Below are 12,652 nucleotides of genomic sequence, written 5' to 3'. Positions count from 1 at the left end.
CATCGCCGGAGTGATGTTCAGGGGATTTGTGACCGCAGCGTCCGCAGGGTGATCGAGTAGCGATGCTCGGCAAGCGGCGGAATGCTGTGCTCCCACTCCGTGCGCGAAGGTCCCGTCATGAGATAGGCCGATCTTGGCTCGACGACGATGGTCCGACGCTCCCACCGGTCACCGCTCTTTCGCCGAAGCCGGAAGCTGCAGGGCGCCAGCAGCGAGATGCCGGCGACATCCTCGAAATGCGGCTTGTCGCGATGCCAGCCGATACCGGCGCCAGGCCGGTATTCATTGATCAGCACCTGCGCGAAAGCCTCGACGGGCCGGCGCGCAAGGGCCGCGACCCTCTCGCGCACAGGCAGCAGGAAGTCGGGGATCGGCAGCGCCTCGACGACTTCGCGCCGGTCATAATCGTAGCGCAGGCCAAACCCGACGACACGCCGGTTTGCCAGATGGCCATGGAAATCGAACGCCTGGAACGGCAGTCCCTCGAGATGCCGGGCAAGCTCTGTCTCTTCCTGCGGCGTGATCAATCCCGGCTGGTAGGCAAAACCTTCGGGCAGATCCTGCGCGGCACCAAAGAGATCATGCTGGAATGCCGGAGTGCGACCGGTGGCTTTCGATTTGAGTGACGACATCCCGCCTAGATGGTGAGGGCCGAGCCGCAGAGCAATATCGGGTCGCTCTTGGGTGCGCGACAGATAGTGCTGTGGCGAAAGGCAGGGAACCGGACCATTTCTGGCGGATTTATCTGGCTGCGCAGTCAGGTTGCCAACATGCCGTCGACCGCGATCCGGAGCACACAATACGATCCCGCGACCAGAATCCTCTCCGTCTGGTTCGTGCCGAGCGGCCATCGCTACGACTATGCGGACGTTGCCCCGGCAACCTATGCCGCTTTCAGGAAGGCTGCCTCGAAAGGCCGCTTCTTCAATGAATTCATCAGGGATCACTACAGCTACCGCCGCGTGGCATGACGCTGGCGGCAAGATCGTCTTTTGCGCAAACCTTTTCGTCCGACGCGCGTTGTTCTTCCTCGAAGCCGAGGAGACAGACATGCAGAGCAAGACAGCCAGCGAAGCCGCCAAGCAGCGTCGCATCCAGCGTGGCATCGATGCCAGGGACAAATCGAAAGGCAACGGCAAGGGCCAGCACGCCATGCAGGCCGGCGCCCGAAAATATCCGGAGCCACCCTTTCCCGAGCAACATCATCCCAAGCCGGGGGATGAATGGGCGATCGACCCGGCGCCGCTCTACGACGCGCCCTTCTATCTCGGATCGAAAAAGCTCGAAGACAAAGTCGCTCTCATCACCGGCGGCGATTCCGGCATCGGCCGTTCGGTGGCGGTTCTGTTCGCGCGCGAGGGCGCTGACATTGCGATTGTCTATCTGACCGAGGACAGGGATGCCAAGGCGACAAAATCCGCCGTCGAAGCGGAAGGACGGCGCTGTATCCTGGTGAAGGCAGACGTCAGCGAACGCGACCAATGCCGCAACGCGGTGGCGCAAACGGTCAAGGCATTCGGCCGCATCGACGTGCTGGTCAACAATGCGGCATTCCAGATTCATTCAAGCGAGTTCGCCGAACTGACCGAAGAGCATTTCGACACGACGCTGAAGACCAACCTCTACGGCTATTTCCATATGGCACAGGAAGCCGTGCCGCATATGAAGCCGGGCTCGGCCATCATCAACACCGGTTCGGTCACCGGCATAGACGGGTCGAAGGCGCTGGTCGACTACTCCATGACCAAGGGAGGCATCCATGCCTTCACCCGCGCCCTCTCCGGCAATCTTCTCGGCAAGGGCATCCGGGTGAACGCGGTTGCACCGGGTCCGGTATGGACCCCGCTCAACCCTTCGGACAAGGAAGCCGGTGACGTTTCGAAGTTCGGCGCGGATACACCGATGAAGCGGCCGGCGCAGCCGGAAGAACTCGCACCGGCCTATGTGTTTCTCGCCTCGCCGCATTGCTCGAGCTACATCACCGGCGAGATATTGCCCGTGGTCGGCGGCTACTGAGGTCCGTGCAATGTATTTCATCGCATTGGCGACGGACTACGACGGCACGCTGGCGCATGACGGGATCGTCTCGAAGAAGACTCTTGCCGCGCTGGAGCGGTTCAAGAAAAGCGGCCGCAAGCTCATTCTTGTGACCGGGCGCGAGCTGCCTGACCTCAAGCGCGTCTTTCCCGAGATCGGCCTGTTCGACAAGGTCGTCGCCGAGAACGGAGCGCTGATCTACACGCCGGCCAGTGAGGAAGAGCGGGTCATCTCACCATCGCCGGAAGCCGAATTCGTCTCCAGACTGAAGAAGCAGGGCGTCAAGCCGCTGTCGGTCGGCCGGTCGATCGTCGCGACCTGGGAGCCGCATCAGGCCACGGTGCTCGAAACCATCAAGAAGATGGGGCTCGAACTCGAAATCATCTTCAACAAGGGCGCGGTGATGATCCTGCCGAGCGGCATCAACAAGGCCACCGGGCTGGCCGCGGCGCTGCAGGATCTCCGGCTGTCGCCACACAATGTGGTCGGTGTCGGCGACGCCGAGAACGACCATGCCTTCTTGAAGGCCTGCGGCTGCAGCGTCGCCGTCGACAATGCGATTCCCGCGGTCAAGACCACAGCGGATATGGTCACGCGTGGCGCACGCGGGAAAGGCGTGGAGGAGCTCATCGACAGGCTAATCAAACGCGATCACGACATCCTGCCAAGGCGGCATGACGGCATCGTGCTGGGCTCCGCCGGCGGCGACGATATCTATCTGTCGCCAACCGACACGGTCCTCATCGCCGGCAGCTCCGGCATTGGCAAGTCCACCCTGGCCACCGCGCTGACGGAACGCTTCGTCGAGAGCGGGTTTCAATTCTGCATCTTCGATCCCGAAGGCGATTATGACGGCCTCGAAGGCGCCGTGCGTCTGGGCGACGGCTCAAGCGCGCCGACCAAGGCGCAAGTGCTGGACCTCATCGAGAAAGCCGACAGCAATGTCGTCATCAATGGATTGGCGCTGCGCGTCAATGAACGCCCAGATTTCTTTGCTGACCTGCTGCCTGGCCTCGGCAGTTTTCGACGTCGAACGGCCAGGCCACACTGGCTCGTCATCGACGAAGCGCACCACCTTCTGCCCAAACGACGCGATGACACGCGCACGATCCTGTCCCTGGAATTGCCGGGCACGGTGCTGATCACAGTGCATCCCGAAGCGATCTCGACCGACGCGTTGCGCCTGGTGACCGCCATCATCGCCCTTGGCCCCAAGGCGAAGGATGTCGTCAAGGCCTACTGCAGCGAGACCGGCATCGACCCGCCCAAGGACATGGCCCCTCCCAAGGGCGAGCGCGTGCTGTTCTGGCGACCGCAGAAACGCAAGAAGATCGCCGTGGTCAAGGTCATCGAGCCGCGTCAATCCCTTAAGCGGCACAGCCGCAAATATGCCGAGGGGCAACTCGACGAGGCGGGCAGTTTCTATTTCCACGGCCCCGACGATGCGATGAACCTCAGGGCCCATAATCTGATGATTTTCGCTCAGATCGCCGAGGGCATCGACGACAGGACCTGGGAGTTCCACCTGCGTGCCGGCGACTATTCCAAATGGTTCCGCAACCAGATCAGAGACAAGGATCTGGCGCGCGAAACCGCCGAGGCGGAGAACGATAAAAAGCTCTCCGCCGAGGAGAGCCGCAAGCATGTGCTGGAAGCAGTGCGCCGCCGCTACACGGCTCCCGCCACGGCACCGGAAGACTAGCGCGCAACGTGTCGCTCCGCCTGTCCATGAGCCTTTCAGGCATCGGTTGGAACTCACCCGGCGGCTTCACGTTCAGAGCCTGTTCAACAGGAGATACGGCCATGCCACGAGGCGACAAATCGAAATACACCGACAAGCAGGAACGCAAAGCCGACCACATTGCGGAAGGCTATGAGAAGCGCGGCGTCTCCGAGAAGGAGGCCGAACGCCGCGCCTGGGCGACCGTCAACAAGGATGATGGCGGCGGCAAGAAAGAAGGCGGCTCCGGGCGCGGCAAGCACACCGGCCACCCGGCGGCACACAAGGGCGGCAAAAGCGGCGGCAAGGCGTCAGCCGCACGCCCAGCTGCAAGTCGGTCGGAATCGGCGAGGAAGGCCGCGGCAACGCGCAAGCGGAATGCCGAGCACCATGCCCATTGACGTCGACAAACACCCTTTGGTCTGTCCTGAAAGACCAACATGATGAGGGCACAGGCATGAAATCGCGGCTCGTCAGCGAGGCCGGTGGACAGCGAACATTTGTCGTGGTGCTCGACCCCGGCGAAGAAGCATTCGCCGCGCTGACCGCCTTCGCGATCGACCAAGGAGTCGACAGTGCTTCCCTGACAGCGATCGGCGCCTTTGAAAGAGCGATCGTGGGCTGGTTCGACCCCAATGCGAAGACCTACCGCAAGACGAACAATGCGAAGTTCCGAGCGCCATCGGCGATTTGGCGCTGGGCGATGACGGCAAGCCCAGCCTCCACGTTCATACGGTGTTGGGATTGAGCGACGGCACGACCCGGGGTGGACACCTGCTTTAGGCCATGGTGCGACCGACGCTGGAAGTGACCCTGGTGGAGGCGCCCGGCCATCTGCGCCGTAGCAGGCGTCCGGAATTGGGCGTTGCGTTGATCGATCTGGACGGTTGATTTCGAGCCCGACTGCGGAGTTCAGCCTGCCCCTGTCATGCCTTGTCCGGCGGCGGCTCCCAGCCAAAGACACTGCGGCCGCCAAGCAGGTGCGACTGGTCGAATTCGCCGGCAACGATTTCCTTCAGGCTGGGGCCGGTGACATATCGTTCGACCTGCCGCGACTGATCGTCGAGCCGCTTCAACGCGCCGATTTCCTCCTCGCGGCCAAGCCTGGCTTTCTGCACAGCCGACTTCAGCACGCCGATCGTCTCATCATAGACCTTGAACGGAACGGGGAACGGGTGCCTGTCCTTGCCGCCATGGGCGATTGAAAACCGGCCCGGATCCGAAAACCGGCACGGCGCGCCATGCACCACTTCGGCGACCAGCGCCAGCGCGCGCACCGTGCGCGCGCCCACGCCAGGAACCAGAAGAAGTTCGGAGAAATCCGCCGGGCCGCGTTCGGCGGCGGCGGCCATGTTTCCATGCAGGCGGCGCATGACGATATCGCTTTCGCGCACATCATGGTGAGCCGGCATGATCAGATGCGGCAGCATCGGCTGTTCGGGAGCCGCCGCTGTGCCCGCATCCAGGGCAGCGAATTCGCGCAGGATGCGGTCCGGGCCGAGATCCTGGAGCAAGTCCAGCTGTCCCTGGCGCGAGGCCTCGGCACGATGGTCGGTCAGGTTGACGATCTCGCCCTGGTTGGCGCCCTCGATGGCGGCGTGCGGCTGATCGACGAAACTCTTCAAACCTTCGGACAGCCAATGGTAGCGGCGCGCCACCTTGCTGTCGCCGTTCATGCCTTGCTGCACCACCACCCAGTCGCCGTCATCGGTGACGATGAAGCCGTGCAGATAGAGGTCGAACCCATCCTGGACGGCGGCACTGTCCACCTTGGCGACAAGCCGGCTGACGCTTGCCAGGCGGGTTCCGTCGAAGCCGATGCGCTCGCCGATGGCGGCCAACTCATGCGGGGTTTTGCGCGAGTGGGCGCCACGGCCCCCGCAGACATGAATGCCGAGTTCGCCCGACAGCGGCGTCAGACCGCGTTTCAAGGCGCCGACGACGCTGGTCGTGATGCCGGACGAGTGCCAGTCCATGCCCATAACGGCGCCGAAGGACTGGAACCAGAAGGGATGCGCCAGACGCCGCAGCAGCTCGTTGCGCCCATAATGATGGATGATCGCCTCGCACATCACGGCGCCAAGGCGCGTCATGCGGTCGCCGAGCCACTTCGGCACGCGTCCGCCGTGAAGTGGAAGATCAGCACTGCCCGATCGTTGCGCCAATTCCGTTGCCTGTTCCGATCTCTGTCTTGTCTCGACAGATAGGTATCCGAGCCCGCGCGAAGAAGCACCTGATGCTTCGGCCTCCTCGACGCCTGGTGACATTCAAGTCCAGTTCGAAAGAACCGTCTCCATCTCGACCGTCTCGACCTGCTGCGCGAAACGTTGGTGATAGACGGTGAGCAGGGCGTCATGCGTTGCATCGGAAGAACTGCACAGCGCGTCCGTGACGAGAACGACACGGTAGCCGAAATCGATGGCGCCGAGCACCGTGGCCAGTACGCACACGTCGGTTTCACCGCCGGTGATGACCAGCGTATCGATCTCGTGTTCCATCAGAAAGGCTCGCAGACGGCCTTCAAACCAGGGCGAATAAATATGCTTGTCGATGACCGCCGCCGGCGGACAGCAAGCAGCCAATGACGGCAACAGCTCGACCATTTCCGGGCCGATATTGTCGATCGCCATCGAAGACCAGCGCTCATAGTAGCGCTTCCATGCCCCGACACCCTGCCCCGCCCTCTGCGCGGGAAGGAAGCGCGTGAAGACCGTCTGTTCTGCCCGTCTTTCAACGAGCCTCTCAATCTGAGGGAGGACACGCGTGATCCAGGGCGTCGCCCACGGCGACGGTTCCGCGAACAGCCGCTGCATATCCACGCAGACATGCATGCAGCCGTGACCCAACGGCCCATATGCCAAGCCCGGCACCGACATCAAAGAATATCCGGCTGGTGGTGTCTTCTCATGGACTTCTCCCATTGCTGCCCAGGACACGGGAACGCCATAAGCCAGGACTCGTTCCTGGTGGACCGGCGGCAACCAACGCGATTGGTCGACGCGTTCAGCCTGTGGATCGCCGCTCAGCCCGACCTACGATGCATCGCCCAACCAAGGTAGCGATGCATGTCGGCACGTTCGACGATCCGGCCTCGTTACAGCCCCACTACAATTATGGATCAAGCCAGCGGCTTATCTGGGTTTGCTGCGGAATAGACCTGCCGCACCACGACACTGAAGAACGACGGTTGAGCCTACCTCACCACGCGTTTCTCGAGCTTGCGGGCCAAAGTGCGCCGATGCAGGCCGAGCCGGCGCGCCGTTTCGGAGATGTTGAAGCCGGTCTCGACGAGCGTCTCGTGGATACGCTCCCATTCGAGGTTCTTGATCGAGGTGGGACGGCTGCTCAGCGAGACCGAAACATCGCCCTCGGCCCGGCCGAAGGCGGCTTCGATATCGTCGGTGTTGGCGGGCTTGGCCAGATAATGACATGCGCCAAGCTTGATCGCCTCGACCGCCGTGGCGATGCTGGCGAAGCCGGTCAGCACAACGATCCTCATCGACGTGTCGCGGGCGCTGAGCAGCTTGACGCATTCCAGCCCGGAGCCGCCGGCGCCAAGCTTGAGATCGACGACGGCGTAGGCTGGAACCGCCGTTTCGAGGGCGCCGAGCAGATCTTCCCTGCCTTGGCAGACCACGACGTCGTAGTCGCGCTTTTCGAAGGAGCGTTTCAGCGTCTTCGCGAAAGTGGTGTCGTCCTCGACGATAAACAGGGATCGATCAGGCCTCATGATCATCTCCATCGGTCAGCGCCGCGAGCGGCAACGAGAGCGTAACACAGGCGCCCTGCTCGATGTTGCGCGCCGAAAAGTCACCTCCCAGCTTTCGAACCACGTTGACGACGAGGAAAAGGCCAAGGCCGCCGCCGGGTCGCCCCTTGCTCGACATATAGGGCTGGCCGAGCGCAGCCAGAATACCCTCGTCAAAGCCCGGCCCGCGGTCGCGCACCGAAATCACCAGTTTCTCGCCCTGCCGCTCGGCGGCGACGCCGACCCAATCCGGCGATGCCTCCAGAGCATTGTCGAACACGTTGAAGATGACCTGCTTCAGCGCCGTGTCGGAGACGATCTGTTCGTCAGGTTCGAAATCGTTCTTGTACTCCAGATTGAGCGGCTGGCGGCTGACCCGCCATTCCTGGACCAGATCGTCGAGGAAATGGCGGATGCTGGTGCGGATCGTGCCTTCGCCCCGCGCCTGCCCCGACGACATCAATATGCCCGAGACGATGCTTTTGCAGCGCTCGATCTGCGCCTGCATTTCGGCCACGTCCCCGGCCAGCTCGCGGTTGCGGGTGACGCTGCGCATCTGGCGCCAGTCGGAAAGGATGACGGAGATGGTCGACAGCGGCGTGCCCAACTCATGCGCGGCACCGGAGGCCAGCAGGCCCATGCGCACGATATGATCCTCCTCGGCCGAGTGCTGGCGCAGATCGGCGAGATAGGCATCGCGCTCGCGCAGATTGCGGTTGATGCGCGTCATGAAGATGACGATCAGGCCGGCCGCCAGCACGAAGCAGATGAACATGCCCCTGATATGCAGGGCCAGCAGGTCGCTGCCGCCGTGATGCGGGATGGCGATCGGCTGGAACTGGAAGGTGAGGAAGACGAAGCAGGCGGAGGCGGCCGCCACCAGGCTCCAGGTGGACCAGGGCGTCAAAAGCGCGGCGCCAAGCGTGATCTGCAAGAGATAGAGCGACACGAACGGGTTCGAGGCACCGCCACTGAGGTAAAGCTGGGTCGTCAGCGCCGCCATGTCGAAGATGAGCGCGACGAACAGCTGCGCGTTGCTGATCGGCCGCTGGCCGCGCAAAGCGAGCAGGCTGAAGATGTTCAGCCCGACCAGGAAAACCACCACCCCGGCCATCTCCCCCAGTGGCAGCGGGATGTCGAACCAGTATTGCGTCACCAGGATGGTGAGCACCTGACCCGCCACCGCCAGCCAACGCAGTTGGATGAGCAGGAGCAGGTTTTTTCTGTTCGCCGCGTCGGGATCCGAGGCCGTGCCGCCGTTGCCCGCAAGCGATGCGGTCGCGAAGGATTTGTCGTTGCGAAGCGTATGCGTCGGGGCGCTCATCGTGCCGGTCCTTGCCGCCGGCGGGCGCCGATCATCGGCGCGGCCAAGGCCGCGGCAAGCATCGCAGCGAGCGTGAACCAGGTCAAAGCATAGACGAGGTGGCTGTTGCGGAAAGTCACGACCGTCAGGCCGCCGCGCGGCCCGCCCGCGGATGCTTCCGCATCGACGAAATAAGGGGCGATGTCGTTCGTCAAGCCGCGCGCGGCTGCGATGGCGACGACGTCGCGCGAATACCAGCGATTGCCCGCCGCATCGTTGCTGCGCAGGAAGCCGCCGCCGCGCTCGCTCATGCGCAACAGGCCGTCAATGACGGTCGACGAGCCGAGGCCGCCGCGCTCTTGTTCGAACTCGGCCTTGCGCTCCTGGGGGATGAAGCCGCGGTTGACCAGCACGACGAAGCCACGGTCTGTCCGCATCGGCGTCAGCACCCAATAGCCGCCGCCAAGCTCCGTCACCGCCTGCACGAGCGTGTTCTTGCCGCCCAAAAACCGTCCGGCCAATCGCACATGGCTATACTCGTCGCCGGCCGCGGTCATGCCACCCCATGTCGCCGGACCCGGCGCATCGACAACCGGCGCATGGATGCGCTGGTCGACGCGGGCGATCAGGTCGAGCTTCCAGACCCGCCTTTCCAGCTGCCAAATGCCGAGCCCAAGGAACACCGCCACGCCGACGAGCCCGAGCAATGCGAGAAGAAGCCGCGACGCGGACGACCTGCCGGCATCCCTTCCTGGCGCGGCGGGCAAGCTGATGCCGGCCTGTCCGATCCTTACTTCGGCAGTGGTCCTCCCCGCGCCCGGCGCCGGGCTCATGGCATCTCGCGCATGTCGTGAAGCCCCGGCATCATGTTGGCGTTGAGGTGGTACATCACCCAGAGCGAGCCGGTCAGCACGATGACGACCAGGATCAGCGTGAAGATCAGCGCCAGCATCGACCATCCGCCTTCCGAGGCGGTGTTCATGTGCAGGAAGAAAACCATGTGCACGACGATCTGCACCACCGCGAAAGCCATGATGACGATGGCCGTGGCCTGCTTATTGTCGATGGCGCCGCTCATGACCAGCCAGAACGGAATGGCGGTCAGGATCACCGACAGGACGAAGCCGATCAGATAGCCTTTGAACGATCCGTGCGCGGCGCCGCCATGGGCGTGGCCGTGACCCTCGGCATGATCATGAGCGCTCATCGCAACATTCCCATCAGATAGACGAAGGTGAAGACGCCGATCCAGACGACGTCGAGGAAATGCCAGAACATCGAGAGGCACATCAGTCGGCGGCGGTTGGCCTCGGTGAGGCCGAACCGGGCGACCTGCGTCATCAGCGTCACCAGCCAGACGGTGCCGAAGGTGACGTGCAGCCCGTGCGTTCCGACCAGCGTGAAGAAGGACGACAGGAAGGCGCTGCGCTGCGGCGTGGCGCCTTCATGGATCATGTGGGCGAATTCGTAGAGCTCGATCGACAGGAAGGCCAGGCCGAACAGGCCGGTCACGGCAAGCCACGCTTGCGTCGCCGCGACGCGGCCTTTGTCCATGGTCAGCATGGCAAAGCCATAGGTGATCGAGGACAAGAGCAGCATGGTGGTGTTGACCGCCACCAGATCAAGATCGAACAGGTCCTTCGGCGCGGGTCCCGCCGCGTAATTGCCGCCGAGCACGCCATAGGCCGCGAACAGCATGGCGAAGATCAGGCAGTCGCTCATCAGATAGAGCCAGAAGCCGAGCATGGTGCTGCTGCCTTCGGCATGCGCATGCTCTTCTTCCAGGTGGAAGACCGGTCCGGTGCCGGCCGTGGTTACACTCGAAGCCATGCTCAAACCCTAGCCCTGGGCGGCGAGGAGCGTCGTCCTCGCCTCCTCCGTCTGCGTGACCTCGGCAGCCGGAATGTGGAAATCGCGGTGATAGTTGAAGGTGTGGCCGATCGCGGTGGCGATCAGGCAGACGAAGCTCAGCGCCGCCAGCCACCAGATGTACCAGATCAGGCCGAAGCCGAGCGCGACGCTGAAGGCGGCCAGGACGACGCCGGTGCCGGTATTGCTGGGCATATGGATCGGCTTGAAGCCGGAGAGCGGCCTGGCGTAGCCGGCCTTCTTCATGTCCCACCAGGCATCGTTGTCGCGCACCACGGGCGTGAAGGCGAAGTTGTAGGCGGGCGGCGGCGAAGAGGTCGACCATTCGAGCGTGCGGCCGTCCCAGGGATCGCCGGTCGGATCGGTCAAGGCCTCGCGCTTGCGGATGGAGACGAAGATCTGGATCAGGAAGGCAGCGATGCCGGCAGCGATCAGCACCGCGCCGAAGGCGGCGATGACGAACCAGATCTGCAGCGAGGGATCGTCGAAGACACGCATGCGGCGCGTCACGCCCATCAGGCCGAGTATGTAGAGCGGCATGAAGGCGAACCAGAAGCCGACCACCCAGCACCAGAACGACACCTTGCCCCAGAACGGATCGAGCTTGAAGCCGAAGGCCTTGGGCCACCAGTAGGCGATGCCGGCGAACAGGCCGAACAGCACGCCGCCGATGATGACATTGTGGAAATGCGCGATCAGGAACAGGCTGTTGTGCAGCACGAAATCCGCCGGCGGCACGGCAAGCAGCACGCCGGTCATGCCGCCGACGACGAAGGTGAGCATGAAGGCCATCGTCCACATCATCGGCAGTTCGAAGCGGATGCGGCCGCGATACATGGTGAACAGCCAGTTGAATATCTTCGCTCCCGTCGGGATCGAGATGATCATCGTGGTGATGCCGAAGAAGGAATTGACGCTGGCGCCGGAGCCCATGGTGAAGAAATGGTGCAGCCAGACCAGGTAGGATAGGATGGTGATGACCACCGTGGCGTAGACCATCGAGGTGTAGCCGAACAGGCGCTTGCCGGAGAAGGTGGAAGTGACCTCGGAAAAGACGCCGAACAGCGGCAGGATAAGAATGTAGACTTCCGGGTGACCCCATATCCAGATGAGGTTCACATACATCATCGGGTTGCCGCCGAAGTCGTTGGTGAAGAAGTTGGTGCCGACATAGCGGTCGAGCGCCAGCAGCGAGAGCACGGCCGTCAGCACCGGGAAGGACGCCACGATCAGCACGTTGGTGCAGAGCGACGTCCAGGTGAAGACAGGCATGCGCATCATCGTCATGCCGGGCGCGCGCATCTTGATGATCGTGCAAATCAGGTTGATGCCCGACAGCGTCGTGCCGACGCCCGCCACCTGCAGCGCCCAGATGTAATAATCGACGCCGACATCCGGACTGTAGCCGATGCCGGAGAGCGGCGGATAGGCGAGCCAGCCGGTGCGGGCGAATTCGCCGACGAACAGCGAGGCCATGACCAGGATGGCGCCGCCGACCGTCATCCAGAAGCTGAAATTGTTGAGGAACGGGAAGGAGACATCGCGCGCGCCGATCTGCAGCGGCACGACGAAGTTCATCAGCCCGGTGACGAAGGGCATCGCCACGAAGAAGATCATGATCACGCCGTGCGCGGTGAAGATCTGGTCGTAGTGATGCGAATTAAGGTAGCCCTCGGAGCCATTGAAGGCGATGGCCTGCTGCAGGCGCATCATGATGGCGTCGGAGAAGCCGCGCAGCAGCATGACGAGACCGAGCACCATGTACATGATGCCGATCTTCTTGTGGTCGACGCTGGTGAACCACTCGCGCCACAGATACGTCCACAGCTTGAAATAGGTGATCGCTCCAAGAAGGGCGATGCCGCCGAGCGCCACCGCGACGAAGGTGGCGACGACGATCGGCTCATGCAGCGGCAGCGAGTCTAAGGTGAGACGGCCGAAAATGAATTTGGTCAGCGTATCGGGCATCGGCTGT

At 63.0% G+C, this 12,652-nt stretch carries 13 protein-coding genes and 1 pseudogene; 5 read left to right on the top strand and 9 right to left on the bottom strand.

Features of this window, described 5'->3' with window-relative positions:
* Window positions 1-17: 17 nt before the first annotated feature.
* On the bottom strand, window positions 18-632 hold the full coding sequence (locus ACLGL5_RS15060; RefSeq protein WP_069091415.1) for an alpha-ketoglutarate-dependent dioxygenase AlkB: 615 nt from the start codon (window positions 630-632) through the stop codon (window positions 18-20).
* A 138-nt stretch (window positions 633-770) separates the two neighbouring features.
* Between ACLGL5_RS15060 and ACLGL5_RS15055 the strand changes: the two genes are divergently transcribed.
* The 5 genes and pseudogenes from ACLGL5_RS15055 (at window position 771) to ACLGL5_RS15035 (ending at window position 4,648) form a co-directional block, all read left to right on the top strand.
* Complete coding sequence (locus ACLGL5_RS15055; protein ID WP_027047184.1) at window positions 771-971, top strand: KTSC domain-containing protein; 201 nt, start codon at window positions 771-773, stop codon at window positions 969-971.
* Window positions 972-1,050: 79 nt separating this feature from the next.
* Window positions 1,051-2,016: an SDR family oxidoreductase gene (locus ACLGL5_RS15050; protein ID WP_069093324.1), complete on the top strand. Its 966-nt coding sequence runs from the start codon at window positions 1,051-1,053 to the stop codon at window positions 2,014-2,016.
* 10 nt (window positions 2,017-2,026) lie between these two features.
* Entirely contained in the window at window positions 2,027-3,739 is a 1,713-nt protein-coding gene (locus tag ACLGL5_RS15045) for an HAD family hydrolase (protein WP_069091414.1), read from the top strand.
* Window positions 3,740-3,840: 101 nt separating this feature from the next.
* Entirely contained in the window at window positions 3,841-4,158 is a 318-nt protein-coding gene (locus ACLGL5_RS15040) for a hypothetical protein (protein ID WP_019860061.1), read from the top strand.
* 56 nt (window positions 4,159-4,214) lie between these two features.
* Window positions 4,215-4,648, top strand: a pseudogene (locus ACLGL5_RS15035) (PPC domain-containing DNA-binding protein).
* Between the two features lie 35 nt (window positions 4,649-4,683).
* Here the strand turns inward: ACLGL5_RS15035 and ACLGL5_RS15030 are convergent.
* The 8 genes from ACLGL5_RS15030 to cyoB all read right to left on the bottom strand — a co-directional run bounded on the left by ACLGL5_RS15030 (window position 4,684) and on the right by cyoB (window position 12,645).
* Window positions 4,684-5,922, bottom strand: a complete 1,239-nt coding sequence (locus ACLGL5_RS15030; RefSeq protein ID WP_069091413.1) for a DUF763 domain-containing protein — start codon at window positions 5,920-5,922, stop codon at window positions 4,684-4,686.
* 102 nt (window positions 5,923-6,024) lie between these two features.
* Window positions 6,025-6,633: a cysteine hydrolase family protein gene (locus ACLGL5_RS15025; RefSeq protein ID WP_027047187.1), complete on the bottom strand. Its 609-nt coding sequence runs from the start codon at window positions 6,631-6,633 to the stop codon at window positions 6,025-6,027.
* A gap of 317 nt (window positions 6,634-6,950) precedes the next feature.
* Window positions 6,951-7,487, bottom strand: a complete 537-nt coding sequence (locus ACLGL5_RS15020) for a response regulator transcription factor (protein ID WP_069091412.1) — start codon at window positions 7,485-7,487, stop codon at window positions 6,951-6,953.
* A complete protein-coding gene (locus ACLGL5_RS15015) occupies window positions 7,477-8,829 on the bottom strand; it encodes an ATP-binding protein (protein ID WP_069091411.1) in 1,353 nt (450 codons plus the stop codon). The genes ACLGL5_RS15020 and ACLGL5_RS15015 overlap by 11 nt, the downstream gene beginning before the upstream one ends.
* Window positions 8,826-9,641 carry an SURF1 family protein gene (locus tag ACLGL5_RS15010; RefSeq protein WP_083246628.1) on the bottom strand — a complete coding sequence of 272 codons (816 nt, stop codon included), beginning with the start codon at window positions 9,639-9,641 and terminating at the stop codon, window positions 8,826-8,828. Before ACLGL5_RS15010 ends, ACLGL5_RS15015 begins: the two co-directional genes overlap by 4 nt.
* Window positions 9,638-10,015 carry a cytochrome o ubiquinol oxidase subunit IV gene (gene cyoD, locus ACLGL5_RS15005; RefSeq protein ID WP_038644851.1) on the bottom strand — a complete coding sequence of 126 codons (378 nt, stop codon included), beginning with the start codon at window positions 10,013-10,015 and terminating at the stop codon, window positions 9,638-9,640. The genes ACLGL5_RS15010 and cyoD overlap by 4 nt, the downstream gene beginning before the upstream one ends.
* Window positions 10,012-10,638 (bottom strand): cytochrome o ubiquinol oxidase subunit III, encoded by a 627-nt coding sequence (gene cyoC, locus ACLGL5_RS15000; protein WP_038644849.1) that lies wholly within the window; start codon window positions 10,636-10,638, stop codon window positions 10,012-10,014. Before cyoC ends, cyoD begins: the two co-directional genes overlap by 4 nt.
* Window positions 10,639-10,647: 9 nt before the next feature.
* On the bottom strand, window positions 10,648-12,645 hold the full coding sequence (gene cyoB / locus ACLGL5_RS14995; protein ID WP_069091410.1) for a cytochrome o ubiquinol oxidase subunit I: 1,998 nt from the start codon (window positions 12,643-12,645) through the stop codon (window positions 10,648-10,650).
* Window positions 12,646-12,652 lie beyond the last annotated feature (7 nt).

It is taken from the genome of Mesorhizobium sp. U510, assembly GCF_059180695.1.
The sequence above is the reverse complement of the archived record's forward strand: the minus strand, read 5'-3'. Positions and strand labels throughout refer to the sequence as shown.

Bases quoted from the DNA above. Each gene is read 5' to 3' on its own strand.
- ACLGL5_RS15060 (WP_069091415.1), bottom strand. From the start codon at position 632: ATGTCGTCACTCAAATCGAAAGCCACCGGTCGCACTCCGGCATTCCAG.
- ACLGL5_RS15055 (WP_027047184.1), top strand. From the start codon at position 771: ATGCCGTCGACCGCGATCCGGAGCACACAATACGATCCCGCGACCAGA.
- ACLGL5_RS15050 (WP_069093324.1), top strand. From the start codon at position 1,051: ATGCAGAGCAAGACAGCCAGCGAAGCCGCCAAGCAGCGTCGCATCCAG.
- ACLGL5_RS15045 (WP_069091414.1), top strand. From the start codon at position 2,027: ATGTATTTCATCGCATTGGCGACGGACTACGACGGCACGCTGGCGCAT.
- ACLGL5_RS15040 (WP_019860061.1), top strand. From the start codon at position 3,841: ATGCCACGAGGCGACAAATCGAAATACACCGACAAGCAGGAACGCAAA.
- ACLGL5_RS15025 (WP_027047187.1), bottom strand. From the start codon at position 6,633: ATGTCGGTGCCGGGCTTGGCATATGGGCCGTTGGGTCACGGCTGCATG.
- ACLGL5_RS15020 (WP_069091412.1), bottom strand. From the start codon at position 7,487: ATGAGGCCTGATCGATCCCTGTTTATCGTCGAGGACGACACCACTTTC.
- ACLGL5_RS15015 (WP_069091411.1), bottom strand. From the start codon at position 8,829: ATGAGCGCCCCGACGCATACGCTTCGCAACGACAAATCCTTCGCGACC.
- ACLGL5_RS15010 (WP_083246628.1), bottom strand. From the start codon at position 9,641: ATGAGCCCGGCGCCGGGCGCGGGGAGGACCACTGCCGAAGTAAGGATC.
- cyoD (WP_038644851.1), bottom strand. From the start codon at position 10,015: ATGAGCGCTCATGATCATGCCGAGGGTCACGGCCACGCCCATGGCGGC.
- cyoC (WP_038644849.1), bottom strand. From the start codon at position 10,638: ATGGCTTCGAGTGTAACCACGGCCGGCACCGGACCGGTCTTCCACCTG.
- cyoB (WP_069091410.1), bottom strand. From the start codon at position 12,645: ATGCCCGATACGCTGACCAAATTCATTTTCGGCCGTCTCACCTTAGAC.